This is a genomic window from Streptomyces sp. cg36, assembly GCF_041080675.1.
GTDB lineage: Bacteria > Actinomycetota > Actinomycetes > Streptomycetales > Streptomycetaceae > Streptomyces.
Window position 1 is genome coordinate 3,893,011 of record NZ_CP163520.1, and the last position, 25,437, is coordinate 3,918,447.

A 25,437-nucleotide genomic window follows, 5' to 3' on the forward strand; every position below is an offset into this window, starting at 1 on the left:
ACCGCCAACCGCCAACAAACGGCATTCGGCAATCGGCAATCGGCAATCGACCTAGAAGAGCTGATCCTGGACGTCGGGGGCGCGCAGGATCCGCACGGGCACGCTGGTGGGGAGGGGCGCGGGGACGGCGGCGAGCCCCCACCCGCTCATGAGCCGGGTGTCCAGGACGACCGGGCGCCCGCCCCCGGAGGCGCGGTCCCCCTCCATCCGCATCTCCAGGTGCAGATCGGGCCCGGCGGCGGCCAGCACGCGCCCGGCGACGACCCCGTCGGGCACCAGCTCCCGCACCACCCCGTACGGCGACGGCAGCCCGTCGAGCCCGAACAGGTCCCCGTGGTCGACGACCAGGCAGGGCGCGGCCTCCAGGGACTCGGGCCACCCCCCGAGCGCGACGGCCCGGGCGTGCAGCTCCCGCACCTCGGCGCCCCGCTCGCCGGGGCCGGGCAGCGCGGCCCGGACGAGCCGCTTCTGCTCGTACGAGACCCGGTCCGGCACGCCGAGCGCGGCACGCAGCAGCTCCTCGCACCGCCGGGCGGCCATCAGCGGCCCGCGCCCCAGCCAGCTGAACACGACGGCGCCCTGCTCCCGCAGCCGGACCGCACCGCGCTCCTCGGCGGTGATCCCGACCTTGACGAGTCCGGGCCCGAACCAGGCCAGATAGACCCGGTAGACCCGGGGGTCGTCGGGCACCCGGTCGGCGGCGACGGAGTGCACCCGGTCGAGCCGCGCGCACTCCGCACACCGGGCCTGCGAACTCCCCCGGGACACCTCGACCCGCCCGGGACAGGCATTCCCCCGAGCCCCCACACAGACCCGCTCCCCCACTACCCGAAACCCAAGGTCACCCCCCACCACAACGGGACTCCCCCGCAGCCCCCCACCGCCCCCCACCCAGCCGAACTCAACCCCCGCGTCCCCCCACCGCAACCCACCACTACGCCAAACCCCAGCCATACCCCGACGGTAGCGACCACCACTGACAACGCGGGGCTCAGCGCACGGAGCCTCCGGAACTCGCCGCGCCCATGCCGGTCGGGAGCGCTTCCCGCTATCCGAGATACGGCCCCTCGCGGCGCTCCAGGAAATGCCGGATCCGGAGTCGCTGCGTGTGGTGCATGGGCAGATCGTCGATCTCCTCCGGCAGGACGAACCGAAGCTCGGTGGACTCGTCGGAGATCGCAAGCCGGCCACCGACGATCCGGGCGGTGAAGCAGACGTTGAACTGGCGCCGGACCTCGCCGTCCGTGTAGGCGATGATGTGCTTCGGGTCGGTGTACGTACCGACCAGACCCGTGATCTCCACGTCCAGGCCGGTCTCTTCCTTGACCTCGCGAACAGCGGCTCCGGGCAGGGAATCCGTGAGGTCCATGCCTCCGCCGGGCAGCGCCCACAGGTGATTGTCCCGCCGGCGCTGGAGCAGGATGCGCCCCCGCTCATCACCCACAACGGCGGAAGCCGCGACGACCAGGCTGTTCGGCTCGGGTGCGTCCGGATCGTCGTAGTACTCGGTCCGCGCCACGGTCATCCTTCCTGCTGCACCGGGTTGGCTGTCTCCCACACCGAGCTGAAGCTGTCGGCGTAAGTAGGGAGTTGTAGCGTCGTGCCGTGAGTCCGCACCTCGATGCCGGATACCCCGATCAGGGGGCGGTAGTGCATCAAGGCCGCAGTTGGTACCCACCACGGCCTGAGCGACCGCCGGGGAGCACCGCGAGTCGTACCCGCCCCACCTACTCGCCCAGGGACGCCCGCGACGCCCCCGTTGCTGCACTTCGCTGCTGTACGACGCGGAAACGCCAGAGGCCCCGGATTTCTCCGGGGCCTCTGGCCTGCTGTGCACTCGGCAGGATTCGAACCTGCAACCTTCTGATCCGTAGTCAGATGCTCTATCCGTTAAGCTACGAGTGCTTGTTGCTTGCTTCCCGGTTTTTTTCTTCCCGGTCGGCGTTGCGGGAACAACATTACATGACCTGCGCCGTGACGCGAAATCCATTGGCCGCACCCCCTCTGACCTGCGGAAACGCTCTTGGGTGGGCATGGGCGGGCAAGTGGGCCCCGGCAGGGCGGTGTGCCTCTAAGTGGGGAAATGTGACCGGGGTCACCGCATGATCGCCTCTTCGGCGGGCGCGTGGGCGCGGGCGCGGGATTCGCCGCGCGTACCGGGCCGGGAACGGCCGAAGCCCCGGCCGTGGGGCCGGGGCTTCGGGTCGAGCTGGCGGAGGCGGAGGGATTTGAACCCTCGATGGGCTTTAAGACCCAAACCGCATTAGCAGTGCGGCGCCATAGACCGGACTAGGCGACGCCTCCAGCACACCCTCTCGCATGCGCGAGTGGTGCGTGCAGATGATGACACAGCCTTGCTCCGCGTCACCAATCGCACCCCACGGTACTAGGCAGGCGGGCGCCAGAGCAAAGCGTTAGGGCGGCGCAATTCCCGCACTCCTCCACGGCCCGCCCCGCCCCCCACTTCCCCCCGCGCCTCACCCCCGCGCCGCAACGCCCCGGCCCGCCGCGCGTTAGGCACGGCGGAATCCGGACCGTCCCCTCCCCGGGAGTACGCATGCTGCGCCGACTCGTCGTCACCGCGCTCGCCACCGCGGCCACCGCCGCCCTCGCCGGGGCGCCCGCCGCCCTGGCGGCCACCCCGCTGCCGCTGCCGCCGCTGCCGCTCCTGGGGCACCAGGGCGACCACCTCACGGTCACCGTCACGCACAACGCGGAGACGGACGGGACGTACGAGCTGGAGTGCCATCCGGCCGGCGGCGACCATCCGCAGATCGTTCAGGCGTGCGACCACCTCGACAAGGTCAGCACCTGGGGCAAGGACCCGTTCGCCCCGGTCCCCCCGGACGCGGTCTGCACGATGATCTCGGGCGGGGACGCCACCGCCCATGTCACCGGCACCTGGGCCGGCCGCCCGGTCGACGCCACGTACAACCGGCGCAACGGATGCGAGATCAGCCGCTGGAACGCGATGGTGCCGCTGCTGCCGGGCGCGCGGTGAGCGTGCGGTGAAGGTATCGATGCCGTGCGGTGAACGTCCGCGCACCGCCGCCCGGCCCGCGGTACGGGCGGCGGTGCGGTGAGTACGCCGCCGGGGCGCCCGCGACACGCCGCCCCGGCCCCGCCGGCCGGGACGCCGCCCCCACCCCCTCACCCGTTCGGCTCAATCTCCCGGCATACGCCGTGGTCACAGAACATTGGTGAGAGCTCCCCCTCATCCGCCGCCGCTCGCACATCCCCTGCCTTTAGACTCCCTCCCAGTGACAGGCCGCAAGGTGCAGTGGTTCAGGGAGGAAGCGTCGTCGTGAGCAGCAGGCCATCCCGAGGCGCTGCTCGCCTCGCAGCCATACTTGACGCCCTTCCGGACGGGCTCGTGCTCGTCAACTGCAACGGCACGGTCGTCAACGCGAACACCGTCGCCCTGGAGATGTTCGAGTCTCCGGGCACCGGTCTGGTGGGGCGGGGCGTGCTGGACCTGCTGCCCTCGTTCGACTCCAAGCTGATCCCGGGCTCCATGCGCCGCCCCGACACCGAGGACGGGCAGGGCCGCACCAGGCCGACCCGGATGGTGGCGCGGCGGACCGACGGCAGCGAGTTCCCCGTCGAGGTCACCAGCGCCAACCTGGAGGACGGGCGCGACGCGTACGCCTCGCCGTCCGCGTCCTCGTACGGCGGCGCCGGGCACTACTCCGGCGACGAGCTGCTCATGATCGTCGTACGGGACCTCTCCGGCACCGTCGACACCGAGGCCGAGCTGGCCCGTTCGCAGCGGCAGACCGAGATGATCCTGCGCGCGGCGGCGGAGGGCGTGGTCGGCACCGACACCGAGGGCCGCGTCGTCCTGGTGAACCCGGCCGCCGCGCAGATCCTCGGCTACCGCGCCAGCGACCTCGGCGGCCAGGAGCTGCACCCGCTGGTGCTGCACTCCCGCGCCGACGGCGAGCCCTTCCCGTACGAGGAGAGCCCGCTCGCCGACACCCTGAAGTCCGGCCGCAAGCACCGCGTACGGGGTCAGGTGCTGTGGACGAAGAGCGGCACCGGCGTGCCCGTGGACCTGACGACCGCGCCCGTACGGGACGGGGACCTGCTGGTCGGCGCGGTGATGACGTTCACCGACCGCCGCCCCTACGAGGAGCAGGCGAAGAAGCACCGCGAGGTGCTGGGCCGCGAGACGTCCCGCTACGACGCGCTCGCCGCCCGCCACCAGCAGCTGCTCTCGGTCCTCGGCGGCTCGCTGCGCGGCCCGCTGGACGAGCTGCGGCGCGAGCTGTCGGCGCTGGCGGCGGACGACGCGGGCCAGCTGTGGCCGGAGGCCAACCAGGTCCTGCACCACCTGGCGGCCGGTTACGCCCGGATGACCACCCTCGTCGACAACGTCCTGGCCTATCAGCGGCTCGACTCCGGCACGGAGGAGCTGAAGAAGGCCAAGGTGCTGGTGGGCACCGTGGTCGCGGCGGGCGTCGAGGGCGCCGTCGAGCTGATCGGCCCCGGCCGGGCCCAGTTCGCCGTCCACGCGCCCCCGATCGAGGCCGAGATCGACCCCGCCCGGCTCTCCACGGCGCTGGCGCACCTGGTGGCCGACGTCGCGGGCGTGGACGCCACCGGCAACGCCCCGGTGGCGGCGGGCGGCTACATGGACTCCACGGTCGTCGTCGCGGCGGCGGTGCGCGGCGAGGTCGTCCGCATCGAGGTGCGCGGGCCGTTCGCCGGGGGAGACCCGGTCCACGAGCCCATCGTCCGGGGCATCGTGGGCGCGCACGGCGGGGTGCTCCAGACCGTCGAGGTGCCGGGCATGAGCGGCAGCGCGTACGTGCTCGAAGTGCCGCTGGGCGAGGGCGCGGGCTCGGTGCCGGAGCCCGCGGCGGCCGAGCTGGAGGTGCACGGCGCGCCCTCCTCCGAGGCCACGGGCAGCGGTCGCCGCCGGGCCCGCCGGGCCTCCACGGACGCGTTCCTGGAGAGCCCGGTCGAGGAGGAGAAGTCCCCCACGGGCCGCCGCCGCGCCCGCGCCCAGGAGCAGGACGGCGCCACCGCGTCCCCGGCCGCCCTGGAGCACATCCCCGCCCAGCAGGCGGGCGAGGGCGCCCCGGCGGGCCGCGGCCCCCAGCCGGACGCCGGTACGGGCCGGGGAACCCCGCCCGGCGCCCCCCACCAGCTCCCGCCCGGCCAGGGCCCGGCCGCGCGTCCCGGCGGTCCGCGGGGCGCCGCGGTGCCCGGCTCGCCGACCGGGCCCGCCGGGGTCCCCGGTGGCTCCGGTGGCGCGGCTCCCGCGACCGGTGGGCCCGGCGGCGCGCCGGGACCGGCCGCGGGCGCGCCGGGCGCTCCTCCCGGCCGCCCCGGCGGTGCGAGCGGCGATGTGCCCGCGAGCGGGCCCGGCGGCGCGCCCCAGGCCGTCATGGGCGGCCCCGGCGGCCATCCGTTCGCACCCGGCGCACCCGCGCCCGACGGCGCCGTGGGCGACGCTCCGGGCGCCGGGCCGGCCGGGGACACCGGCGGCTCCGGCACGGGGCGGCGGCGCGGGCGGCCCAGCCCGGCCGAGGCCCCCGCGGCACCCGCCGCCGAAGGCGCGGTCGTCACCGCCGCCGAACCCGCGCGCCAGCCCGGACCGGGCCGCCCGGCCGCGCTGAGCGAGACCGTTCCGCCCCAGGGCACGGGGGCCGACCCGGCCGCGCCCTCGGGCCGCCGGGCCCGCCGCGCCCTGCCCGCGACCCCCGGGGCCACCCCGCCCGCCGCACCCGCCGCCGAGGGCGGGGAGGCCGAGCCGAGCGGGCGGCGCGCCCGCCGTACGCTCGCCGCCGCTCCGGCGGAGGGCGAGGGCGCGCAGGCCGAGGGAACCGTCCGTACGGCGTTCGCCCTGCCGCCCGCCGACGCCGACCGCCGGCCCGCCGCGGGCCCGGCCGAGACGGACCGCGCCCCGGGACACCGCCCCTTGGGGGACGGGCCCGGCCAGAGCGCCGTCCCGGCCCACCGCCCGCCCGCCGGCGGTCCCGCCGCACCGGCCGGTCCCGCCCGCCACGACGCCGTACGCAACGAGGCCGCGGACGACCACACCCCGCCGCAGCCGCACCCCGTCGAGCAGCCGCCCGTCTGGGCCGTCGGCGGTGCCGTGCCCGCGAGCGGGCCGGAGGCGGCTCCCGGCGCCCTGCCCCGGCCCACCCGTCAGCCGCTGCCGGCCGAGTCGGCCCCCGTGCCCGACGACGCCTCGCAGGGCCGCTCCATCAGCGTGCGGACGCTCGGCCAGGGCGTGCCGTTCTCCCCGCAGACCGGCAACGGCCCCCAGCAGCCGAGCGGCTCGGGCCGCCGTCGCAAGCTGGGCACGCCGCACGAGGGCGAGCGCGCGGGCGTACCGGGCGACGCCGAGCGGCCCGGCCCGTCGCCCACCTCGCTCCTCTCGCCCCCCTCGGAGGGCCAGGGGCGCGCGTACGCCATAGGAGCACCCGACGAGGGCGCCGAGGGGCCGGAGCCGCTGGACGGGCCCGGTGGCGCCGTCGAGGTCGCCAACCGGCCGCACCCGCAGCCCGTCGACGACGAGTTGCCGCCCGAGCCGCTGGACAATCCGCGCCGGCTGCTCGTCTGGCCGGCGCCGGACGTCTCCACCCAGCAGGCGCTGAGCGACCGCGGCTACCGGCCCGTGGTGGTCCACTCCCGCGAGGAGGTCGACGCCCAGATCGCGGCGTTCCCGGCCGCGCTCTTCGTCGACCCGCTGACGGGTCCCATCACCCGTACCGCGCTCCAGTCGCTGCGGCAGGCGGCCGTCGCGGCCGAGGTGCCGGTGCTGGTGACGGCGGGGCTCGGCCAGGCGACGCGCGAGGCCGCGTACGGCGCCGATCCCGCCGTGCTCCTCAAGGCCCTCGCCCCCCGCGACAGCGAGCAGCACCCGCCCCGGGTGCTGCTGATCGAGGAGCACGAGGAGATCGCCCTCGCCCTGACGGCCACGCTGGAGCGGCGCGGGATGCAGGTCGCGCGCGCCGCCACGGACACCGAGGCGGTCACACTGGCGGGCCAGATGCGGCCGAACCTGGTGGTGATGGACCTGATGCAGGTGCGCCGCCGCCGTGCCGGAATCGTCGACTGGCTGCGGGCGAACGGGCAGTTGAACCACACCCCGCTCGTCGTCTACACCTCGGCGGGCCTCAACCAGCCGGAACTGCCCAAGCTCTCGGCGGGCGAGACGGTGCTGTTCCTGGCCGAACGCTCGACCAGCACCGAGGTCCAGGGCCGAATCGTCGATCTGCTCGCGAAGATCGGCACCAACTAGGCCGGCCTCGTTGCCAACCGGGCTGTTCGAGAGGCCCGTTGAACGGGAACGGGGTGGGGATGTTTCACGTGAAACACCTCCGCACCCCGCCCCACCGGCTTCCTCGCGGGGCATGTTTCACGTGAAACATGCCCCGCCCCGGCGCACCGGGCCGGAGCCCCGTGCCGCCGGGCCATCCGTCACCGCAGCTCGGTGATGTCCAGCTCCCCGTCCGCGTACTGCTTGCGGATCACCTTCTTGTCGAACTTGCCCACGCTCGTCTTCGGCACCGACTCGACGATCGTCCACCGCTCCGGCAGCTGCCACTTGGCGACCGTGCGGGCGAGGAACTCCTTGAGCGCCGCGTAGTCCGCGCTCGCGCCGGGCTTCAGTACGACCGTGGCCAGCGGGCGCTCGCCCCACTTCTCGTCCGGGACCGCCACCACCGCCGCCTCGGCGACATCGGGGTGGCCCATCAGCGCGTTCTCCAGGTCGACGGAGGAGATCCACTCGCCGCCCGACTTGATGACGTCCTTGGCGCGGTCGGTGAGCGTCAGATAGCCGTCGGGGCTGATCACGCCGACGTCACCGGTCTTCAGCCAGCCGTCCTCGCTGAACTTGTCGGCCGGGCGGAAGTCCTCACCGCCCGCGCCGCCGTAGTACGCGCCCGCGATCCAGCTGCCCCGGACCTCCAGCTCACCCGCCGACTCGTTGTCCCAGGGCAGGAACTCCCCGCCGGGGCCCACCAGACGGGCCTCCACGCCCGCCGGGAACCGGCCCTGGGTGACCCGGTAGGGCCACTCCTCCTCGGCCGTGAGCCCCGCCGGGGGATTGGCCATGGTGCCCAGCGGCGACGTCTCCGTCATGCCCCAGGCGTGGCAGAGCCGGACGCCCAGCTTGTCGTACGCCTCCATCAGCGACGGCGGACAGGCGGCGCCGCCGATGGTCACCCGCTCCATCGAGGAGAGGTCGCGGGGCCGCGCGGTGACCTCGGCGAGCAGGCCCTGCCAGATGGTGGGCACGGCGGCGGCGTGCGTCGGCTTCTCGCGCTCGATCATCTCGGCGAGCGGCGCGGGCTGCAGGAACCGGTCCGGCATCAGCATGCCGATGCCCGCCATGAAGGTCGCGTGCGGCAGGCCCCAGGCGTTCACATGGAACTGCGGCACCACGACCAGTGAGGTGTCCTTGTCCGTGAGCCCCATCGACTCGGCCATGTTGACCTGCATCGAGTGCAGATAGACCGAACGGTGCGAGTAGACCACGCCCTTGGGGTCGCCGGTGGTGCCCGAGGTGTAACACATGGCGGCGGCGGTGCGCTCGTCCAGCCGCGGCCAGTCGTACGAGGTGGGGTGGCCCGCGATGAGCTCCTCGTACTCGTGCACCTCGGGGCCCGCGCCGTCGATGTCGTCGAGCAGGGTGCGGTCGCCCGGACCGGTGATCACGACGTGCTCGACGGTCGGCAGGTGCGGGAGCAGGGGGGCGAGCAGCGGCAGGAGCGAGCCGTTGACGATCACCACGCGGTCGGCGGCGTGGTTGACGATCCAGATGAGCTGCTCGGCGGGCAGCCGCAGGTTCAGGGTGTGCAGCACCGCGCCCATGGAGGGGATCGCGAAGTACGCCTCGACGTGCTCGGCGTTGTTCCACATCAGCGTCCCTATTGCACTCGCCTCTCTGACTCCGAGTTCGTCACGGAGCGCATGAGCGAGCTGGGCGGCTCGGGCGCCGATCTCGGCGAAGCTGCGGCGATGTGGCTCGCCTTCGCCCGTCCAGGTAGTCACCTGGGACTGACCATGAATCGTTGATCCGTGGGTCAGAATCCGTGAGATCAGCAGCGGTACATCTTGCATCGTGCTCTGCACCAGGGGCCTCCCATGCTGCGCGACATTACGCGGCGGTAAGTTCCTGGTGATTGTGCTGGTGTGTCTCGCGGTATGTCACTAGCTCGCGAGCACGAGAGTGAGGTCGACCTCCTCCTCTGTGACCTGCTCATCATCGAACTCGGTCTCGTCCTTGCCCCAAGGGTCGGGCTCCCAGACCGGATGCACGGTGACGATGACGTTCTCGCGGCCCTTGGCACCCTCACCGTTGCGGGTGAGCACGACACGCCGCACGAGTTGACGCGCGATGGCGTTCCGCTCGTCGACGGTGAGTGTCGCCCACTCCTCGACGAGGCCGACGACGATCGGGCGGAGTTCCTCGGCGCTGGGCAGTTCCTCGGCCTTGGGCAGGGCGTCGAGGGCTTTCTGCGCCTTGGCCCGGTCGTTCATGAACTCGCTTCGGGTCTCTTCGTACTCCTCCTGGGGGTAGCTCTCTGGGGCGAGCGCGTAGTTCCGCATGAGCACCTTGAGCGCCTTCGAGATCCGGTCGACCTCGGCTTGCAGACGCTTGCGCTTCTCGGCGAGGAGACTGTGAGGCGACTTCGGTGCGGGGGCTCTCTGCTCGCTTGCAGGGGCCTTGTCGATGCCTGCCGCCTCACCGCTCAGCCACTCGAAGAACCGGTCTTCGATGATGGTGCGGAAGCTGTAGACCCCTACGCAGCCTGTGCCGCCCGTACCGTTGCGGTAGCCGCAGCGCACGCCGTGGCCCGGGATGCTGTACGTCGTGCCGTCCTTTCGCTTGCGGGTGGCCGAGGCGACCGTGACGCCCTTTCGGCACGCGTCGTGTGCCATGAGCCCGGTAAGGGTGTAGGTCGCTGCCCGGCTGCGGATTGGGGTCTCTTTGATCATCTTGCGGCGCTGCATGTACCGCAGCCAGAGATCCCAGCCGACGATTTCCTCGTGTGCTCCGGGTGCGTAGTAGTAGTTCGTGCAGGACCCATGGCAGTCAGGCTTGGGGCACTTCGGGCTGTGCAGACGCAGGAGCCCGGCGGCGAAGCCTGAGTCCATGTAGCGCCTGAGCGTCTCGGTCTGCCAGAGCTTGCCCCGGGCGTTGAGGTGGCCTGCCGTGTTGAGCCACCGGCACAGGATGCTGAATCCTTTCCCCATGACGTAACGGCGGTAGAGCTCCGCGACGATGGGGCCGAGGCCCTTCGTGTCGGGCTCGTACCACTCCTTTTGCGTGGTCCATGTGCCGTTGGGCTGCATGACGCGCCGGGGGTGCCAGAGGTACCCGAAGCGTGCGCGGCCGGTGGCCGGCAGCTTGGCGGCGCGGCGGAGTTCGTGTGTCTCCTTCCACTGCTCGCCGGCGCGGTCGCTTTCGTAGGCGGCGAACTCGAACAGGATGCCGCGCTGGAACTTGCCGAGGGCGGTTCGGGCGTCGATCTGCTCGGTTGCGGATTCGACCTGTCCGCCGACGCTCTCGACGCGCTTGAGGTTGACGGCGATCCCGTCGCGGTTGCGGCCGAACCGGCTGTACTTCCAGACGGCTATGCCCTTGACCTTGCCCTGCTCGACGGCGCCGATGCCGATCATGATCTTGCGCTTGAAGTTGCGGCCGGTCTTGTCCAGGTCGACGATCCACCGGACGATCCGGCGCTTCGTGCGGACGGCCCATTCCTGGATGGCTACCTTCTGGAGCTTCGGAGAGATCTTCTCCTCTTTCCAGGTTGAGACCCTGATGTACCCGATGTAGGGCTCAAGTTCCGAGATGTCGTCCGGGATCTCGATGTCCGACAGGAAGGTCTCGGGGATGTCTTGCAGGTCTGGGTCGTTCTCGTAGTCCTCTTCTGTGTCAAGCACTGCTGCACGCGTCAACGTGCTGCCCTCCCTTGCTTGTTGGGTTGGGTGCGCGGCGTGCGCTACCCCCCGCGGTAGCGCCTGCTACGGGGTGTCGTCCTCTCGCGGCTGTGATGGGGAGCGGACTTTCAGGAGTTCGGGCCCGCCATGCTGGAGGCCGAGGCGGTACGCCTTGTCGTAAGCGGCTTCGGCGGCGCGGCGGCGCTGGGTGATGACGAGGGCGGGCGCGGTGCCTGTGGCCAGGAGGATGCCGGCCCAGACGAGCAGGGTCTGCTCGCCGGGTACGACCACCGCGATTACCACCATGATCCAGGCCACGCCGAGGGATGCGAGGAGTGTTGCCGCCGCAATCCCTTGCCGAGTCTTCATAACGCTTTCCTCCCCTTTGTGCTGATCTCTCACGGCTATGACGTTTTGAGATCCGAGTTTGTTACTGAGCAGGGGCAGCACTCGTGAGGGAGTGCGGTCCGAGCCGTAACGGAACCGGTGGGGCGGATGGCGTGGCAGGGGTGTCCTGGCCTGGCCTGTGCGGCTTCTCTGCTCCTAGTTGTGGCCTGCGGCTGCGTGGTGCTGCCGCTCGGCCTGTTGGGTCTGCATCTGCTTGGTCATCGTGACGAACAAGGCGACCAAGTCCGGGTCATGGATGCCTAGGTGGGTGGCTGCTTCCTCGGGGGTGGAGCGTCGGCCGACGGGAGGCGGCGCGGCGGCCCTGTTGATCTCGTCTTGGGTTGCCTTGCCCGCAAGGACGAGGAGATCACCGAGGGAGACTCCGAGGTGGGGTGCCATGGTTGCAAGGACATCCGGAGTCGGGATCTTCTGGGCGTTAAGGACTCGGGAGACGGTGGAGTGGGAGACGCCTGCGTCGTTCGCGAACTTCCCGCGTCCGCCTGAGCGGGCCGACGAGATGTCGTAGCCAAGTTCAGAGAGCCTCTTCTCGAACCATGCTGCGAACGCTGCGACGTGATCCCCTCCATCGTTCTTTCGTTCCTGTTCGTTCCTTCGCATGCTCGCAATGTACCTGCGCAGCACGGTACGCGGACAGAGTTCACCCTTACTTACCCCCCTTCGATGCAGCAAGGGGGCCACTTTAGACCCCAACATCCCTTTGCGTCACTGCACTATCGCCGAGGGTACTCGAACTGGCATCCGAATAAACGGATCGAACCTTTCCGTCTTATTTTCTTGCCAGCACGAAAGGTAGCGATCTAGGTTCTTGTCTGGCAGAACGAACAGTGACCGCCAGGGGGAACACCTATGCCCTACAACCACCGCCGTCTCCTCGACGCGATGTCCGAGGCCGGCGACACCAAGAGCCCACAGGTGGCACGGCGCCTCGCCGTCCACCCCGCCACCGCATGGCGCCTGATCAAGGGGCTCAGCAAGCCAGCCGCCGAGACGCTCGTCGCGATCGAGCGCGAGTACGGCCTCACCGCCGCAGACCTGTACGGGGTGGCCGAATGAGCCGCCCGCACATCACCCGCGCGCAGGCTCACCGCAACGCGCGGGCCGTCCTCGACACCGCCCGTGCACGCCGTGACTCCCTGTGCATCGCGGACGCCGCACGTGCTGCTGCCGTCGGCAGCAACTGCACCGCCGAGGAGATCGAACGCCGCTTGCGGCGGCTCAAGCGGATGTCCGAGATCCAGCCGCAAGCACACCGCAGACAGGCACAACCCGCCGAGGGGACAGCATGACCACCGCACCGAACGGGCCGGCTACGGCCACGCCGACCGGTGTCGTTGTCGCTCCACCCGGCCTCGGCCGCGAGCAGTGGCTCGCCGCCCGCCGCTCGGGCATCGGCGGCTCGGACGTCGCCGCCGTGCTCGGGATGAGCAAGTACACGAGCCCGGTCGAGCTGTACCTCGACAAGCTCGGCGAGCTCGGCGACGTGCCGCGCTCCCCCGAGCTCGCCGAGGCAGCTTTCTGGGGGCACCAGCACGAGCCGACCATCGCGAAGGTGTTCGCCGAGCGGTCCGGTCTCGGCGTCGTCGAGGGCCCGGGGATGCTCGCGCACGTCGAGCGTCGTTGGATGCTCGCCAACGTCGACCGGTACGTGATCGAGCCGGGCGAGGCCGTGCCGTCGAGCCTGTTGGAGATCAAGACCCGGTCCGCCTTCCAACTCGACGAGTGGCTGCTCGGCGTCCCGGACGGCCCGGCGCTGCAAACGCACTGGTACCTCGCCGTCACCGGGTACACGCACGCGCATGTCGCCGCGCTGCTCGGCGGTAACCGCATGGTCGTGCACCGCGTCGAGCGCGACGAGGCGCTCATCGAGCAACTCGTCGTCCTGGTCGGCGAGTTCTGGCAGCGCGTGCTCGACCGCACGCCGCCGCCCGTCGACGGCTCGGCCGCGACCGAGGAACTCCTCGGCCGTCTCCACAAGGTCAGGGCCGGCGCCGTGACCGTGGCCGATCCGGCCGAAGTGCTGCCCCTGCTGGAGCGGCGCCGCGAGCTCAAGGCACGCGAGCAGCGCACCGAGGCCGAGCTGCGCGAGGTCGACAACCGCCTGAAAGCCATCGCCGGCGAGGCCGAGGTCGTCAAAGTGCAGGGCCGGACCGCGTTCACGTGGAAGCAGAACGGCCCGCTCTCGGCGAAGCGGTTCGCCGCCGCGCACCCTGACCTCGCCGCCCGATACACGCACCGCGTCGACGCGCTCGACACCACGAGCCTCGCCGCCGAGCACCCCGACGAGTTCCGGGCGCACCGCGCCCGACGCCTTGTCGTGGTGGACTCCAAGGAGCACCCCGCAGCGTGAGCACCAACCTTGCCGAGCGCGTCGCCGCCCGCCGCAACCACACCCCCGCCCGCCAGACTTCCCGGGGCACCGTCGCCCACCAGCAGCCCAGCCTCGTGCAGTTCGTGCAGTCCATGCGCGGCGAGATCGCCCGCGCGCTGCCCGCGCACATCGCCAGCCCCGAGCGCATCGCCCGTATCGCCCTGACCGAGCTGCGCAGGGTCGAGCACCTCGCCGAGTGCACACAGGAGAGCTTCGGCGGCGCACTGATGACCTGCGCGCAGCTCGGCTTGGAGCCGGGCGGCGCGCTGGGCGAGGCGTACCTGCTCCCGTTCTGGAACAAGCGTGTCCGGGCATACGAGGTGCAGCTCGTCATCGGCTATCAGGGCATGATCAAGCTCTTTTGGCAGCACCCGGCCGCCGCTGGCCTGACCGCGCGCACGGTGTACGAGAACGACGAGTTCACGTACGAGGACGGTCTCAATCCCGTGCTGCGGCACGTCCCGGCCCGCTCCAACCGGGGGCGGCCGACGGACTATTACGCCATCGCGAAGATGTCGAACGGCGGCTCGGCGTTCGTGGTGATGAGCGTCGAGGACGTCGAGGCGATCCGGCGGCGCAGCAAGGCGCGCGACTCGGGCCCGTGGTCGACGGACTACGACGCGATGGCCCGGAAGACCGTGATCCGGCAGCTTTTCAAGATCCTGCCCAAGAGCCCGGAGCTTGCCCGTGCGGTCGCGCACGACGAGGCCGTGCGCCGTGACGCGACGCCCGAGGGGCTCGACGTGCCGCCGGACTACATCGAGGGCGAGGTCGTCGAGCAGGCCGAGGCGGCCGAGGGCCAAGTCGAGGACGTCCCGGCGGAGTTCGCCGGATGGCCCGAGGCCGCCGTACCGGCCGGCGCTGCGGACGGTGCCTGATGAGCAGTGACGGCCCGCGCATCGGGTCTCTGTGCTCGGGTTACGGCGGTCTCGACCTCGCGGTGCAGCAGGTGCTCGGCGGTTCGGTCGCCTGGCACGTCGAGAACGACGTGAACGCGTCGAAGATCCTCGCGCACCACTGGCCCGAGGTTCCCAACCATGGCGATCTGACCGCCGTCGACTTCGGCCAGGTCGAGCCCGTCGACGTCCTGACCGCTGGTTTCCCCTGCACTGACGTGAGTCTCGCGGGGAAGCTCGCCGGTCTCGCCGAGAACACCCGCTCGGGCCTGTGGCTGCATGTGGCCCGTGCGGTCGAAGCCCTACGTCCCTCCCTGGTGGTGATCGAGAATGTCCCCGGCCTCTTCGCAGCCCGCGCCCATAGCGACATGGAACGCTGCCCGTGGTGTGTGGGAGACGCGGGAACTCAGCATCCTTTGCGAGCACTCGGTGCCGTACTTGGCGACGTGGCCCGCCTCGGGCTCGATGCGGAGTGGTGCAGCGTTCGCGCGTCGGAGATCGGCGCTCCCCACCGCCGCGACCGAGCGTTCATCATCGCGTGGCCCGCTGCTGAAAACGCCGACGTCGAATCTCGGGTCGAACGGTGGCTCGCAGCACCCGGACAAGAGGAAGCAGGGCGGACACGGGCCGACGCTCGCGGACGAGGTCGAGCACCTGCTGCCGACACCGACCGCAGCCGACTCCCGCAATGCCCGCAACGCCACGGTGAACCGCGCCCCGGACAGCAGGCACCACTCGGGCACGACCCTGTCGGATGTGGCGTTCAGCGGGGCCCTGCTGCCGACTCCGTCAGCGTCGGGTCACGACGACGGGAAGTCTCCGGAAGTGTGGCGGGCGCGGCGGGAACGGATGCGCGCCAGGCACGGCGTCGGTGTGGGGACTCCCCCGCTGCCGGTGCTGATTGCGCTTCTGCCGACTCCGCGGGCGTCGCACCACGAAGAGGGGCCGAACGCTGCCGAGCACTGGCTGCGCCGTCGCGGCAACCGGCGTCCCAGCGGTGCGGCGGCCGACACGAGTCTGCCGCTCGGCCTGGCGGTGCAGTGCCGACCGGAGCTCGCCCGGTACGCGATCGGGATTGGGGGATCTACGCGGGCGCAGTTGCCCGCTGGGAGGCCCTCACCCGCCCCGCTCCCTGGGCAGTTGACGATCGAGGACGGCTGAGCTCGGCGTTCGTCGAGTGGATGCAGGGCATCCCCGAAGGCCATGTGACCGGTGTCGGCCTCGGCCGGAACGCCGAGCTGCGCGCCCTCGGGAACGGTGTAGTCCCCCGCCAGGCCGAGGCCGCGCTGCGGCTGCTCCTGGACCGCTCCGGCCTGCTGGCCGCCGCATGATCTGCGGCCACTGGATCGGCCCCGAACGGCAGCACTGCAACGCCGTCGACGGGGTCCGCCACTACCTCACCGGGCACCGCTGCCCCGCCCATACTCCCGCCGCCCTCGCCGGGCAGCCCGAAGCCTCTGGATCATCAACCCCTGTAAGGAGAAGGACCGTTGAGCCTCGACGCCACGGATTGGGTATGGACCCAGTCCGCCGCCCGGGGTACCGCCCTCGTGGTGCTGCTCGCCGTGGCTGACAAGGCCGGTGCCGACTGCACCGCCTACGCCGGTACCGCGATGCTCATGCAGCGCACCCGGGCCGCCCGCTCGACCGTGCGGGGTGCGGTCGACGCGCTGCTCGGCTCGGGCGAGCTTGCCGTCGTCGAGGGCCTGGTCGGGCCGGGCGGCGAGACCGTGTACCGGCTGCCGCTCGCCGTCGGTCACACCCGCTCGGAGGGGGCCGGAATCCGGCCCGGGTCAGTTTCCGGCCCGGGTCGGAAATCGGCCCCCGGGGGGCCGGAAACCGGCCCGGGGGAGGGCCGGAATCCGGCCCCGGGGGGATCGGAAATCGGCCCCCAGAACATAAGCAACAAGAGAGAACCAGAAGCACAGCAGCCGCGCGCGACCCGGTCCCCGCTGATACCCGAGCTGCACCCGCTCGGCGACGCCCTCGCCGCAGCCGGCGTCGGTGTCCGCTGGACGCTCGGCCTCGGCGAGCAGCGCGACGTCGTCCGGCTCGTGCAGGCGCACGGCGTCGAGGCCCTCGTCTCCCTTGCCGCCCGCCGCACCACCGGCACCGAGCCGAAACCGGCCCGCTACTGGCTCAAGGTCTGGGGCGACCTCGACCGCGCCCCCGCCGCCTACACCGACAACCTCGCCGCCGGGCTCGCCCTGCTGAAAGCCCAGAAGGAGGGCACCCCGTGATCGACAACCACATCGCCGCCCTGTTGGCATTCGCCGGCCGCCTCGACTCCCGCGTGCGCCGCGCACTCGCCGACCCGCAGCAGTCCGCCCGCACCATCGCCGATTGGACCGCCGCACTCACCGACGTTCCGGCGACCCTGACGGACACCGGTTGGGACGCCTCGCAGGCCGTGCGCCGCTACTACGAGCAGCGCGCCGGCGACCGCTCGGCGCAGTTCCGCCCGGTCGAGCCGCACGACGTGCTCGCCGCCTGGGCGCCGCACCGCGCCGAGCTCATGAACCGCCACACCGACCCCCTGCCCGAGGCCGACCCCGACGACCCGCAGGCGTGGCGCGAGGAACTGCTCGGCGCCCGGTCCGCGGTCGCCCACGGCCACACCCCGCCCGCCCAGTACCGGGCCGAGATCAGCCCCGCCGGGCAGAAACGATTGGCCGCCCTGGTCAGCGGAGTTGGCCACGGGCCGCGCCGGTACATGCCCGCGGAAGTCGCCGAGCAGCTCGCCGAGTTCCGGCCCACCCGGACCGCGCGCGAGGCCGCCGTCGCCGCCGGGCTGCCCGACGCCTACGCCCACAAGTGCACGTGGTGCGGCGCCGAGCCCGAGCAGCCGTGCATGACCGGCTTCCGGCGCCACGGCAAGGGACGCGCCCCCAAGCCCACCCCGCACCCCTGCCGCCTCGACACCGCCGCCCGCGCCGCCGGACAGGCCGAGGACGAGCACAACCGCCTCGCCCGCCTCATGAGCACCCCGCCCGCACCGCGCGAGACCCGCGCCCGCCACACCGCCGGAGGACAGCACCGATGACCCCGGACGCGGCGCGCGCCACCATCGCAGCCCACCTGACCGACGCACTCGACGTGCACCCGCACCTCGCCACCCTCACGGCCGCCGAGCTTCTCGACCGGCTCGCCATCGAGGGATGGGAGATCAACCACGCCAGGCACGCGCGACCGGTCGCGCCTCGCGCGCGGGAGACCTCGCGCGCTCGGCGCCTGCTCGCTCGCCTTGCCCGCACCACCACCCGGGGGACCCGATGAACCACACCCGTATCCGTACCGACTCCCGCCGGGGCCGCATCACCGCACGCGCGACCGGCCGCGACGAGCGCCGCAACCGCCTGCGCCTGTTCCTCGCCCGCGCCGACCGGGGCGTGCTCACCCCCGAGGACTGCGCCGCCCTGCGCGCCGACGTCGAGGCCGAGGTCGCCGAGAGCGACACCCACCGCCGCTCGGCGGGCGGACAGCAGGCAGCAGCGATGCGGCTGCACAACACCCTCGCCGCCGCCGAGCAGTGCATCGCCGAGACCGAGGCCGAGCGCGACCAGTACGCCGCCGAGGCCGAGGCCCTGCGGCAGCAGCTCGCCGGACAGCACGACGTCGAGGAGCAGCGCCGATGACCTACAACCGCACCGTGCACGAGACCGTCGCCGCCCTGCGGCTGGTACGTGACAAGTGGGGCGACCTGAACGCAGCGATCGGGGAGCCGCCGACGCCCGCAGACTGGCCGCCGGTAGAGACGAGCGATTTCGTCAACAAGACCGCCACCCTTGAGGGTCCGCTGCTCGTCGAGGACCGGGCCCCGCTCACCCTGCGCCCGTACTCCGCGCCGATCAACGTCACCGCCCACGATGCCGTGGTCGCCGTCGAGACCGCGCTCTTTGACCTTGCCGACACCTTGGCCGCCGTCACCCAGGAGCACACCCCGCTCGACGAGCTGCACCGCTGGAACTACCGCACCCAGCACGGGCCCGGATCGCGGGCGCAGGGCGCGCACTGGGCCGCCGTGTTCGTCGAGGGGCGCGTGCTCGGCGAGTTCACCGGGGACGGGCAGCAGGCCGACGGCCGCCTCGGCGAGCCGCTGTTCGCCCCGCTGCCCGAGCACCTGCTGCACGAGGCGCACCGGGTCGCGCGTCAGTGCGCCCGGCGGGTACTGGGGGCGCTGCGGCATGACGAGCGGGCAGCACCCGGCCGGCGCCCGTGCCCGTGGTGCGAGGGGCCGCTCGTGCTGCACTCCGCCGAGGGGGAGGTGCAGCGCATCACCTGCTCGACCGGCCCGAGCTGCTCGGCACCGGTCCCGCTCGACCTCGACGGACACCGTGTGTGGGAGCGGGAGAACATGGGCGGACTGCTCGCCGTGTTCGCTGCCCAGCCGGATTCCGAACGGACTTGCGCCGTTATCTGTTCGTGACCTAAGTTGGTGGGCGTCTCCGGTGTGCCCGGAAACTTCCCCCGATCCCGTACGCCCCGCCGCCTCCCCCCCTGCGGCGGGGCGTACGCATGTCCGCCGGGAGGTGAGCGCGTGGCCGAGCCGATCACCGGCCGGGACCGTGAGGCCGTGCGCCGCCTGCACGCCGAGGGCAAGAGCCGGAACCACATCGCGCGGACCATCGGGCGCGGCGCCGCCACCGTGAGCAAGATCGCCGCCGAGCTCGGCCTCACCTTCTCCGGGGGCGCCCGCGTTGCCGCCGCCACCGAGGCGCACCGCCAGGACGCCGCCGCACGGCGCGAGCAGCTCGCCGACGAGGCCCTCGACGGCGCCCTCGGGCAGGTCACCAAGACCACCGCCGCCGAGAGCGCGCGCGATGCCCGCGACCATGCCACCGCCGCCCGCGCCCTGACCGAAGTGCACGCCCGCGTCGCCGAGCTCACCCGCCACACCGGCACCGGGGGCAGCGGCGCCTCGATGCTCGACCGCCTCGCCGTCGCTCTGCTCGGGCCGGACGGGGGTGATGGCGAGGGGGTGTGATGGCCGCGCCTCCGCCGCTGTCCGACAAGCAACTCGCCTCGATCCGCCAGGCACGCGCCCGCATCAACGTGTGGCACGGCAGCGTGCGCTCGGGGAAGACGATTGCGAGCCTGCTGTGCTTCCTGCTCATGGTCCGCCGCGCTCCGGCCTCGGGCCTGATCCTGATCTGCGGGCGCAGCTTGCAGACCGTCGAGCGCAACATCATCGAGCCCCTGCAAGACCCCGAACTCTTCGGCGCGGACGTCGCCTCGGAAGTCCGGCACACCCGGGGCGCGACAACGGCCGTGATCTACGGGCGCGTTGTCCACCTGATCGGCGCGAGCGACGCTCGGGCCGAGGGACGGCTGCGCGGTCTGACGGCATCCCTGGCGTACGTCGACGAGATCACCCTGCTGCCCGAACCGTTCTTCGTGCAGCTCCTCGCCCGCCTGTCCGTGCCCGGGGCGAAGCTGCTCGGCACCACCAACCCCGACAGTCCCCGGCACTGGCTCAAGACCGGTTATCTCGACCGCGCCGCCGAACTCGATCTCGCTGCCTGGCACTTCCGCCTCGCTGATAACCCCTCGCTCGCTCCCGCCTACGTCGCGTCGCTTACTGCGGAGTACTCCGGATTGTGGCGCCGCCGCATGATCGACGGCGCTTGGGTGGTCGCCGAGGGCGCGGTCTTCGACATGTTCGACGAGCAGCAGCACGTCGTCGACGAGCTGCCGCCGATGCGCCGCTACTGGCTCGGCATCGACTACGGCACCTCGAACCCCTTCTCGGCGATCCTGCTCGGCCTCGGCGACGACGACCGCCTGTACGCCGCTGCCGAGTGGCGCCATGACGCGCGCGCTGTGCGCCGGCAGATGACCGACGCGCAGTACAGCCGCGCTGTGCGCGCGTGGCTCGCCGAGCTGGACGTCGCCCCAGAGTGGACGTTCATTGACCCGAGCGCCGCCTCGTACTCCACCCAACTGTGGACGGACGGGCACCCGGGCATCGCGCGCGCTGACAACACCGTGCTTGACGGCATCCGCAGCGTGGCAAGCGCCCTCGACTCCGGTCTGCTGCGCATTCACCGCTCATGTGCCGGCCTGCTCGACGAACTGCCCGGCTACGTGTGGAGCGACGAGGCCGCCGCCCGGGGCGAGGACCGGCCCGTCAAGAAAGACGATCACAGCGTCGACGCACTGCGCTACGCCGTCCACTCCACCGCGAACGAGTGGCGCCACCTGCTCACCCGCACCATCTAGCACGCACCGCCAACTGCCGCCCCGTTCGCCGCTGTTGGCGCCCGGGGCTCTGCCATGCCCAAGGGGGGCCGCCATGCCGCGCGACTGGACCGACCGATTCCTCGCCAAGATCCGTGACGGCGAGGGCGGTTGCTGGGAGTGGACCGGCCACATCAAGCCCAACGGATACGGGCAAGTACGTATCGGCGACCACAAGCACCACGTACACCGCCTCGCCTACGAGGTGATGGTCGGCCCCATCCCGCCGGGACTCGTGATTGACCACCTGTGCCGCAACCGCAGGTGCCTGCGCCCTGACCACCTGGAGCCCGTGCCCCAGCGGACCAACATCCTGCGCGGCGAGGGCCCGACCGCCCGCAACGCCCGGCGCACCCACTGCGTACGCGGCCACCGGTTCGACACCGCGAACACCTACGTCCGGCCAAGCGGTGCCCGCAACTGCCGGGCCTGCCGCACCGGGGACCGGCACCGTCCGCACAAGCGACAGGGGGTCACTCATGCCCCTGCCTGACAACAACACGCCGTGGCCCCCGGCCCAACTCGCCCCGCTGTACCGCGAGATGCGCGTCGATGACGCGTGGTACTCCGGCGACCGCCGCCGCCTCTCCGAGGTCTACCGGCACCAGCAGCACCGCGAGGACGGACGGCGCCGACTGTGGGCACGCCACCGCCACCAGCAGCCCGGCAAGCGCGACGGACGGCTGCACATCCCGCTCGCCGGCGACATCGCCACCGCATCCGCCGACCTGCTGTTCAGCGAGCCGCCGACGTTCACCGTCGCCGACACCGCAACGCAGGACCGGCTCGCCGACCTCATCGAGACCGGCGGCGTCGCCAACACCCTGTTGGAAGCGGCCGAGGTCGCCGCCGCCTTGGGGGGCGTGTACCTGCGGATCACCTGGGATGCCTCGCTCGCCGCGCGCCCGCTGCTCACCGCCGTGCACGCCGACTGCGCGGTACCCGAGTTCCGGTTCGGGCAGCTCGTCGCCGTCACCTTCTGGCACGAGCTCGCCTCGGACTCCTCCACCGTGTGGCGCCACCTGGAGCGCCACGAGCCCGGCCGCATCCTGCACGGCCTCTACCAAGGGACGCCGGACCGGCTCGGCACACGGGTGCCGCTCACCGAGCACCCCGAGGTCGCCGCCCTCGCCGGCTCGCTCGGCCCCGAGGGCGACGCGATCGAGACCGGCATACCTGAGCTGACTGCCGCCTACGTCCCCAACATCCGCCCCAACCGGAGGCACCGCGGATCGCCGTTCGGCCGCTCCGACTATGCCGCGCCGCTCCATGACCTCATGGACGCGCTCGACGAGACATGGTCGTCCTGGCTGCGCGACATCCGCCTCGCCCGCGCCCGCCTGCTCGTGCCCGACGGCTACCTGCGCGACCACGGCCCCGGCCGTGGCGCCTCGTTCGACGACGACCGGGAGATCTGGCAGACGCTCAACATCCCGCCCACCGAGGCGGGCGGGATCACCCTGTCGCAGTTCGCGATCAGGGTCGCCGAGCACCAGTCGACCGCCGACGCCATCGTGCAGCAGGCCGTACGGTCGGCCGGCTACAGCTCCCAGACGTTCGGGCTCGGCGACCAGGGCGGCGCCGTCACCGCGACCGAGGTCAAGGCACGCGAGCGCCGCTCGATGACCACCCGCAACAAGAAGTCGCGGTACTGGGTACCCGAGCTCGCCGACATGCTGCTCGTCATGCTGCGGCTCGACCGCGCCCTGTTCACCCCGGGCCTCGTACCCGAGCGGCCGAGAGTGACGTTCGGCGACTCGGTCAGCGAGGACCCGGCCAGCACCGCGCAGACCCTTTCCCTGCTCCAGCAGGCGCAGGCCGTCAGCACCGACACCAAGGTGCGCGCTCTGCATCCCGACTGGGACGACACGGCCGTGCGAGAGGAGGTCGACCGCATTCTCACCGAGACCGGCCAAGCCGCCCCGGACCCGATGCAGCTCGGCGCCCTCCCCTGACACGGCGGCCGGCATGGGGTCAGAAGATCCGGCGAAAGAGCCGCTCCGCACGCGCCCTGACATCAGGGTCAGGGTGCGCGAGTGCCACCGCGAGGAGGAGCACGACGACGAGTAACGGCCCGGATGCGGCGAATGCCTGCGTCATTTCATTCATGGCCGGGGACATTACGCGAGCCTCCACGCCCTCGCCCCTAATGGAGTGACCCTATTAAGTTGCTTAATCGGATTTCGAGATGTACTTTAACTGAATCGCTCCGCGTCATCACCGCAGGCCAGACGCCCGAATCACGCATTCTCAGGTGTACCCACAGAGGGGACTCCGCCCGAGCGCGACCGGATTCCAGTGATACACATCACGTGAAATTCAATTCGCCCATCTCCGAGTTTTTCGACATTTACTCGAAATATCCTGGGGGTGGGCATGCCTATTCACCCCGGGATGGTCGAGGATCTGTCGGCCGGCGTCCGTGACCTGTACGCGGATGCCGAGCAGCGGCTGCTCGGCATCGTCGCCCGGCAGCTCGCCGACGGATACGAGGCCCCCGGTTGGGCCACGGCCAAGCTGCGCGACGTTCAGGCCCTGCGCCGAGGCGCGCAGGGGGTCGTCGACGCACTCGGTACGGCCATGCAGTTGGAGGTGTTCGACGCCGTCGCCGAGGCGTACAACGTCGGGTCTCGTGCGGGTCTGGCCGAGCTCGGTGCGCTGCACGACAACGACCTGCGCCGCATTGCTGAGGCCACGCCTAATACCCGGGCTGTTGACCGGCTCGCCGCCGAGACGGTCGAGCTCGTCACGCAGACGCACCGGGGAATCCTGCGGGGCGTCGAGGACGGATACCGGCAGGTGATCGCCGAGGTAGCCGCGACGCCGCTCCTCGGCGTCGACACCCGCCGCCAGGCCACACAGCGCGCGATGGAGCGGTTCGCCGACCGGGGCCTGCGCACGTTCGTTGACCGGGGCGGGCGCGCGTGGCAGATGACCTCTTACGCGGAGATGGCCACCCGTACCGCCGTCGGCCGCGCGGCGGTCGAGGGGCACGGCGACCGGCTGCGCGCGGCCGGCCTCGACCTCGTGATCGCCTCCAACGCGCCGCACGAGTGCCCGCTCTGCAAGCCGTTCGAGGGCAAGGTGCTGAGCCTCTCGGGGCCCGGCGGCGCCCGCACGGTCGAGGCCGAACACGCCACCACCGACGGCGAGCTTGTACGCGTCGACATCCTCGGCAGCCTCGACGAGGCACGGCAGAGAGGATTTCAACACCCCAACTGCCGACACTCGTTGAGCGCCTACCTGCCCGGCATCACCCGGGCACCGGTCGAGCACTCCGAGGACCCCGACGGCTACGAAGCGAGCCAGCGGCAGCGCGCGATCGAGCGCGGTATCCGCAAGTGGAAGAACCGCGCTGCTGGCTCACCGACTCCCGAGGGCAAGCGGGCGGCCGAGGCCCGTGTGCGGCAGTGGCAGGCCAGGCAGCGCGAACACCTCGCCAAACACCCGGAGTTGATCCGCCGCCGCGAGCGCGAGCAGCTCGGCGCCGGCAACCTCCCCCCAAGCGGCGGCACGGCCGGACGCACCGGCTCGCCGACCGGTCCGGGGTCGGACCCGTTCGAGGCGGCGCGCGTGCGCTCCGGTGACGCGCGGACCCTGCCCGAGATGAGCGAGGAGCAGCTCGGCGCCGCCATCCGCCCGGGGGTGCTCGATCAGCGCGACCTCGACCGCATCCGCGCCGAGGGCGACCGCCGCGACGAGCAGCACCTGCTCGGCCGCATCCGCCCGAACGGCCAACTCGCCTGCAACCTCGCCGAGTTCAGCGACTACGAGCTCGCCCGCGTCTCGGGGCACCTGGGCGACGAGGACATGATGCGCGTCATGGCGGAGATGGACCGCCGCGACGTCGACGCCGCCCTGCCCGGCGCCCGCCGGGACCTCGTCGGCCTGTCCGAACGGGACCTCGCCGCCCGCGCCCGGCACATCGAGGGCGACCGGCCGGCGATCGGCGCCGAGATGCACCGCCGCCGCCTGCTCACCGACGTCTTCCCCGGCGGGCGCCTGGCCCCGGACCTGTCCGGGGTCGGCGACGAGGTGCTCGGCTGGGCCGTGCGCTACGCCGTCCCCGAGGACGCCGTACGGATCGCCGACGAGCTCGACCACCGGTACCCGCCCGCCCCGCTGCCCGCCGCGCGCGGGCCGCACACGGTCGCGGGGCAGCTTGCTGACCGGGCCGCCGTCGACGAGGTGCTCGCCCCGGCCGAAACGCCGGACGCGTGGAACGGCCTTTCCGTCGACTGGTACGCGGGCATGTCCGACACCGAGCGGTGGATCGCGGAGCGCGAGTACGCCGACATGCAGCAGCGCACCGCCTACACCCGCGAGCAGATACGCGAGATGTACCAAGAGCACGTCTGGGCGCAGGCCCTGGAAGCCGAGGCCGCAACCAACGGCTACATGCTCACCAAGACCGCCGAGCTCGTCGGCGTCGACCCCGCATCGCTGTTCTCCGGGCCCGCGCACGTCGCCTACGCGCGCGCCTCGGAGGAGCTCAAACGCTGGTGGCAGGACAACCCCCGCATGACGCTCGCGGAGTACGAGGAGATGGTGACCGGCGTACGCAGCCACGCTGCGGAAACCGCCCGCGCCTCCCGCAACACGCAGAACAACCGGCTCTGA

Annotated in this window: 24 protein-coding genes, 2 tRNA genes and 2 pseudogenes; 18 read left to right on the top strand and 10 right to left on the bottom strand. The window is 71.9% G+C overall.

Features of this window, described 5'->3' with window-relative positions; translation table 11 throughout:
• Positions 1-51: 51 nt before the first annotated feature.
• From AB5J87_RS17280 to AB5J87_RS17300, 5 genes and pseudogenes are all read right to left on the bottom strand, one after another.
• The gene (locus AB5J87_RS17280) at positions 52-954 is read right to left on the bottom strand and encodes a DUF2797 domain-containing protein (protein WP_369377621.1); all 903 of its coding nucleotides are present in this window, start codon (positions 952-954) and stop codon (positions 52-54) included.
• 94 nt (positions 955-1,048) lie between these two features.
• Positions 1,049-1,519: an NUDIX domain-containing protein gene (locus AB5J87_RS17285; protein ID WP_369377622.1), complete on the bottom strand. Its 471-nt coding sequence runs from the start codon at positions 1,517-1,519 to the stop codon at positions 1,049-1,051.
• Positions 1,520-1,521: 2 nt separating this feature from the next.
• A pseudogene (locus AB5J87_RS17290) lies at positions 1,522-1,662 on the bottom strand (XRE family transcriptional regulator); the annotation flags it as partial.
• Between the two features lie 170 nt (positions 1,663-1,832).
• Positions 1,833-1,905, bottom strand: a tRNA-Arg gene (locus AB5J87_RS17295).
• 305 nt (positions 1,906-2,210) lie between these two features.
• Positions 2,211-2,304: transfer RNA gene (locus tag AB5J87_RS17300), tRNA-Ser, on the bottom strand.
• A 253-nt stretch (positions 2,305-2,557) separates the two neighbouring features.
• Between AB5J87_RS17300 and AB5J87_RS17305 the strand changes: the two genes are divergently transcribed.
• Both AB5J87_RS17305 and AB5J87_RS17310 read left to right on the top strand, forming a co-directional pair.
• Positions 2,558-3,001 (top strand): SSI family serine proteinase inhibitor, encoded by a 444-nt coding sequence (locus AB5J87_RS17305; protein WP_369377623.1) that lies wholly within the window; start codon positions 2,558-2,560, stop codon positions 2,999-3,001.
• Positions 3,002-3,304: 303 nt separating this feature from the next.
• Positions 3,305-7,255 carry a PAS domain-containing protein gene (locus tag AB5J87_RS17310; RefSeq protein ID WP_369377624.1) on the top strand — a complete coding sequence of 1,317 codons (3,951 nt, stop codon included), beginning with the start codon at positions 3,305-3,307 and terminating at the stop codon, positions 7,253-7,255.
• Between the two features lie 179 nt (positions 7,256-7,434).
• On the opposite strand, the gene AB5J87_RS17315 is transcribed toward AB5J87_RS17310, so the two are convergent.
• The 4 genes from AB5J87_RS17315 to AB5J87_RS17330 form a co-directional block, all read right to left on the bottom strand.
• A complete protein-coding gene (locus AB5J87_RS17315) occupies positions 7,435-9,093 on the bottom strand; it encodes a long-chain fatty acid--CoA ligase (protein WP_369377625.1) in 1,659 nt (552 codons plus the stop codon).
• A gap of 78 nt (positions 9,094-9,171) precedes the next feature.
• Positions 9,172-10,911 carry a recombinase family protein gene (locus AB5J87_RS17320; RefSeq protein ID WP_369377626.1) on the bottom strand — a complete coding sequence of 580 codons (1,740 nt, stop codon included), beginning with the start codon at positions 10,909-10,911 and terminating at the stop codon, positions 9,172-9,174.
• Between the two features lie 81 nt (positions 10,912-10,992).
• Positions 10,993-11,277 carry a hypothetical protein gene (locus tag AB5J87_RS17325; protein ID WP_369377628.1) on the bottom strand — a complete coding sequence of 95 codons (285 nt, stop codon included), beginning with the start codon at positions 11,275-11,277 and terminating at the stop codon, positions 10,993-10,995.
• Positions 11,278-11,451: 174 nt separating this feature from the next.
• Positions 11,452-11,913, bottom strand: coding sequence for a helix-turn-helix domain-containing protein (locus AB5J87_RS17330; RefSeq protein ID WP_369377629.1), 462 nt, complete (start codon positions 11,911-11,913; stop codon positions 11,452-11,454).
• Between the two features lie 249 nt (positions 11,914-12,162).
• Here AB5J87_RS17330 and AB5J87_RS17335 point away from each other — a divergent pair, with 249 nt between their 5' ends.
• From AB5J87_RS17335 to AB5J87_RS17405, 15 genes and pseudogenes are all read left to right on the top strand, one after another.
• Positions 12,163-12,369: a hypothetical protein gene (locus AB5J87_RS17335; RefSeq protein WP_369377630.1), complete on the top strand. Its 207-nt coding sequence runs from the start codon at positions 12,163-12,165 to the stop codon at positions 12,367-12,369.
• The gene (locus AB5J87_RS17340; RefSeq protein WP_369377632.1) at positions 12,366-12,602 is read left to right on the top strand and encodes a hypothetical protein; all 237 of its coding nucleotides are present in this window, start codon (positions 12,366-12,368) and stop codon (positions 12,600-12,602) included. The genes AB5J87_RS17335 and AB5J87_RS17340 overlap by 4 nt, the downstream gene beginning before the upstream one ends.
• Positions 12,599-13,663 (top strand): YqaJ viral recombinase family protein, encoded by a 1,065-nt coding sequence (locus AB5J87_RS17345; RefSeq protein WP_369377633.1) that lies wholly within the window; start codon positions 12,599-12,601, stop codon positions 13,661-13,663. Before AB5J87_RS17340 ends, AB5J87_RS17345 begins: the two co-directional genes overlap by 4 nt.
• The gene (locus AB5J87_RS17350) at positions 13,660-14,562 is read left to right on the top strand and encodes a recombinase RecT (protein ID WP_369377634.1); all 903 of its coding nucleotides are present in this window, start codon (positions 13,660-13,662) and stop codon (positions 14,560-14,562) included. Before AB5J87_RS17345 ends, AB5J87_RS17350 begins: the two co-directional genes overlap by 4 nt.
• Positions 14,562-15,077: pseudogene (locus tag AB5J87_RS17355) on the top strand (DNA cytosine methyltransferase); the annotation flags it as partial. The gene AB5J87_RS17350 and the pseudogene AB5J87_RS17355, both read left to right, overlap by 1 nt.
• A gap of 684 nt (positions 15,078-15,761) precedes the next feature.
• Positions 15,762-15,911: a hypothetical protein gene (locus tag AB5J87_RS17360; protein ID WP_369383775.1), complete on the top strand. Its 150-nt coding sequence runs from the start codon at positions 15,762-15,764 to the stop codon at positions 15,909-15,911.
• Between the two features lie 159 nt (positions 15,912-16,070).
• Positions 16,071-16,820 carry a hypothetical protein gene (locus AB5J87_RS17365; protein WP_369377635.1) on the top strand — a complete coding sequence of 250 codons (750 nt, stop codon included), beginning with the start codon at positions 16,071-16,073 and terminating at the stop codon, positions 16,818-16,820.
• Positions 16,817-17,623, top strand: coding sequence for a hypothetical protein (locus AB5J87_RS17370; RefSeq protein WP_369377637.1), 807 nt, complete (start codon positions 16,817-16,819; stop codon positions 17,621-17,623). The genes AB5J87_RS17365 and AB5J87_RS17370 overlap by 4 nt, the downstream gene beginning before the upstream one ends.
• Positions 17,620-17,856: a hypothetical protein gene (locus AB5J87_RS17375; protein WP_369377638.1), complete on the top strand. Its 237-nt coding sequence runs from the start codon at positions 17,620-17,622 to the stop codon at positions 17,854-17,856. The genes AB5J87_RS17370 and AB5J87_RS17375 overlap by 4 nt, the downstream gene beginning before the upstream one ends.
• Positions 17,853-18,215: a hypothetical protein gene (locus tag AB5J87_RS17380; protein ID WP_369377640.1), complete on the top strand. Its 363-nt coding sequence runs from the start codon at positions 17,853-17,855 to the stop codon at positions 18,213-18,215. The genes AB5J87_RS17375 and AB5J87_RS17380 overlap by 4 nt, the downstream gene beginning before the upstream one ends.
• Positions 18,212-19,006: a hypothetical protein gene (locus tag AB5J87_RS17385; RefSeq protein ID WP_369377641.1), complete on the top strand. Its 795-nt coding sequence runs from the start codon at positions 18,212-18,214 to the stop codon at positions 19,004-19,006. The genes AB5J87_RS17380 and AB5J87_RS17385 overlap by 4 nt, the downstream gene beginning before the upstream one ends.
• A 111-nt stretch (positions 19,007-19,117) precedes the next feature.
• Positions 19,118-19,564, top strand: a complete 447-nt coding sequence (locus AB5J87_RS17390; RefSeq protein ID WP_369377642.1) for a hypothetical protein — start codon at positions 19,118-19,120, stop codon at positions 19,562-19,564.
• Positions 19,564-20,799, top strand: a complete 1,236-nt coding sequence (locus AB5J87_RS17395; protein ID WP_369377643.1) for a PBSX family phage terminase large subunit — start codon at positions 19,564-19,566, stop codon at positions 20,797-20,799. Before AB5J87_RS17390 ends, AB5J87_RS17395 begins: the two co-directional genes overlap by 1 nt.
• A gap of 73 nt (positions 20,800-20,872) precedes the next feature.
• On the top strand, positions 20,873-21,310 hold the full coding sequence (locus AB5J87_RS17400; RefSeq protein ID WP_369377644.1) for an HNH endonuclease signature motif containing protein: 438 nt from the start codon (positions 20,873-20,875) through the stop codon (positions 21,308-21,310).
• Positions 21,297-22,772, top strand: a complete 1,476-nt coding sequence (locus AB5J87_RS17405; RefSeq protein WP_369377645.1) for a phage portal protein — start codon at positions 21,297-21,299, stop codon at positions 22,770-22,772. The genes AB5J87_RS17400 and AB5J87_RS17405 overlap by 14 nt, the downstream gene beginning before the upstream one ends.
• A 19-nt stretch (positions 22,773-22,791) precedes the next feature.
• Here AB5J87_RS17405 and AB5J87_RS17410 read toward each other — a convergent pair whose 3' ends face one another.
• The gene (locus AB5J87_RS17410) at positions 22,792-22,926 is read right to left on the bottom strand and encodes a hypothetical protein (protein ID WP_369377647.1); all 135 of its coding nucleotides are present in this window, start codon (positions 22,924-22,926) and stop codon (positions 22,792-22,794) included.
• Between the two features lie 267 nt (positions 22,927-23,193).
• Here AB5J87_RS17410 and AB5J87_RS17415 point away from each other — a divergent pair, with 267 nt between their 5' ends.
• A complete protein-coding gene (locus tag AB5J87_RS17415) occupies positions 23,194-25,437 on the top strand; it encodes a phage minor capsid protein (RefSeq protein ID WP_369377649.1) in 2,244 nt (747 codons plus the stop codon).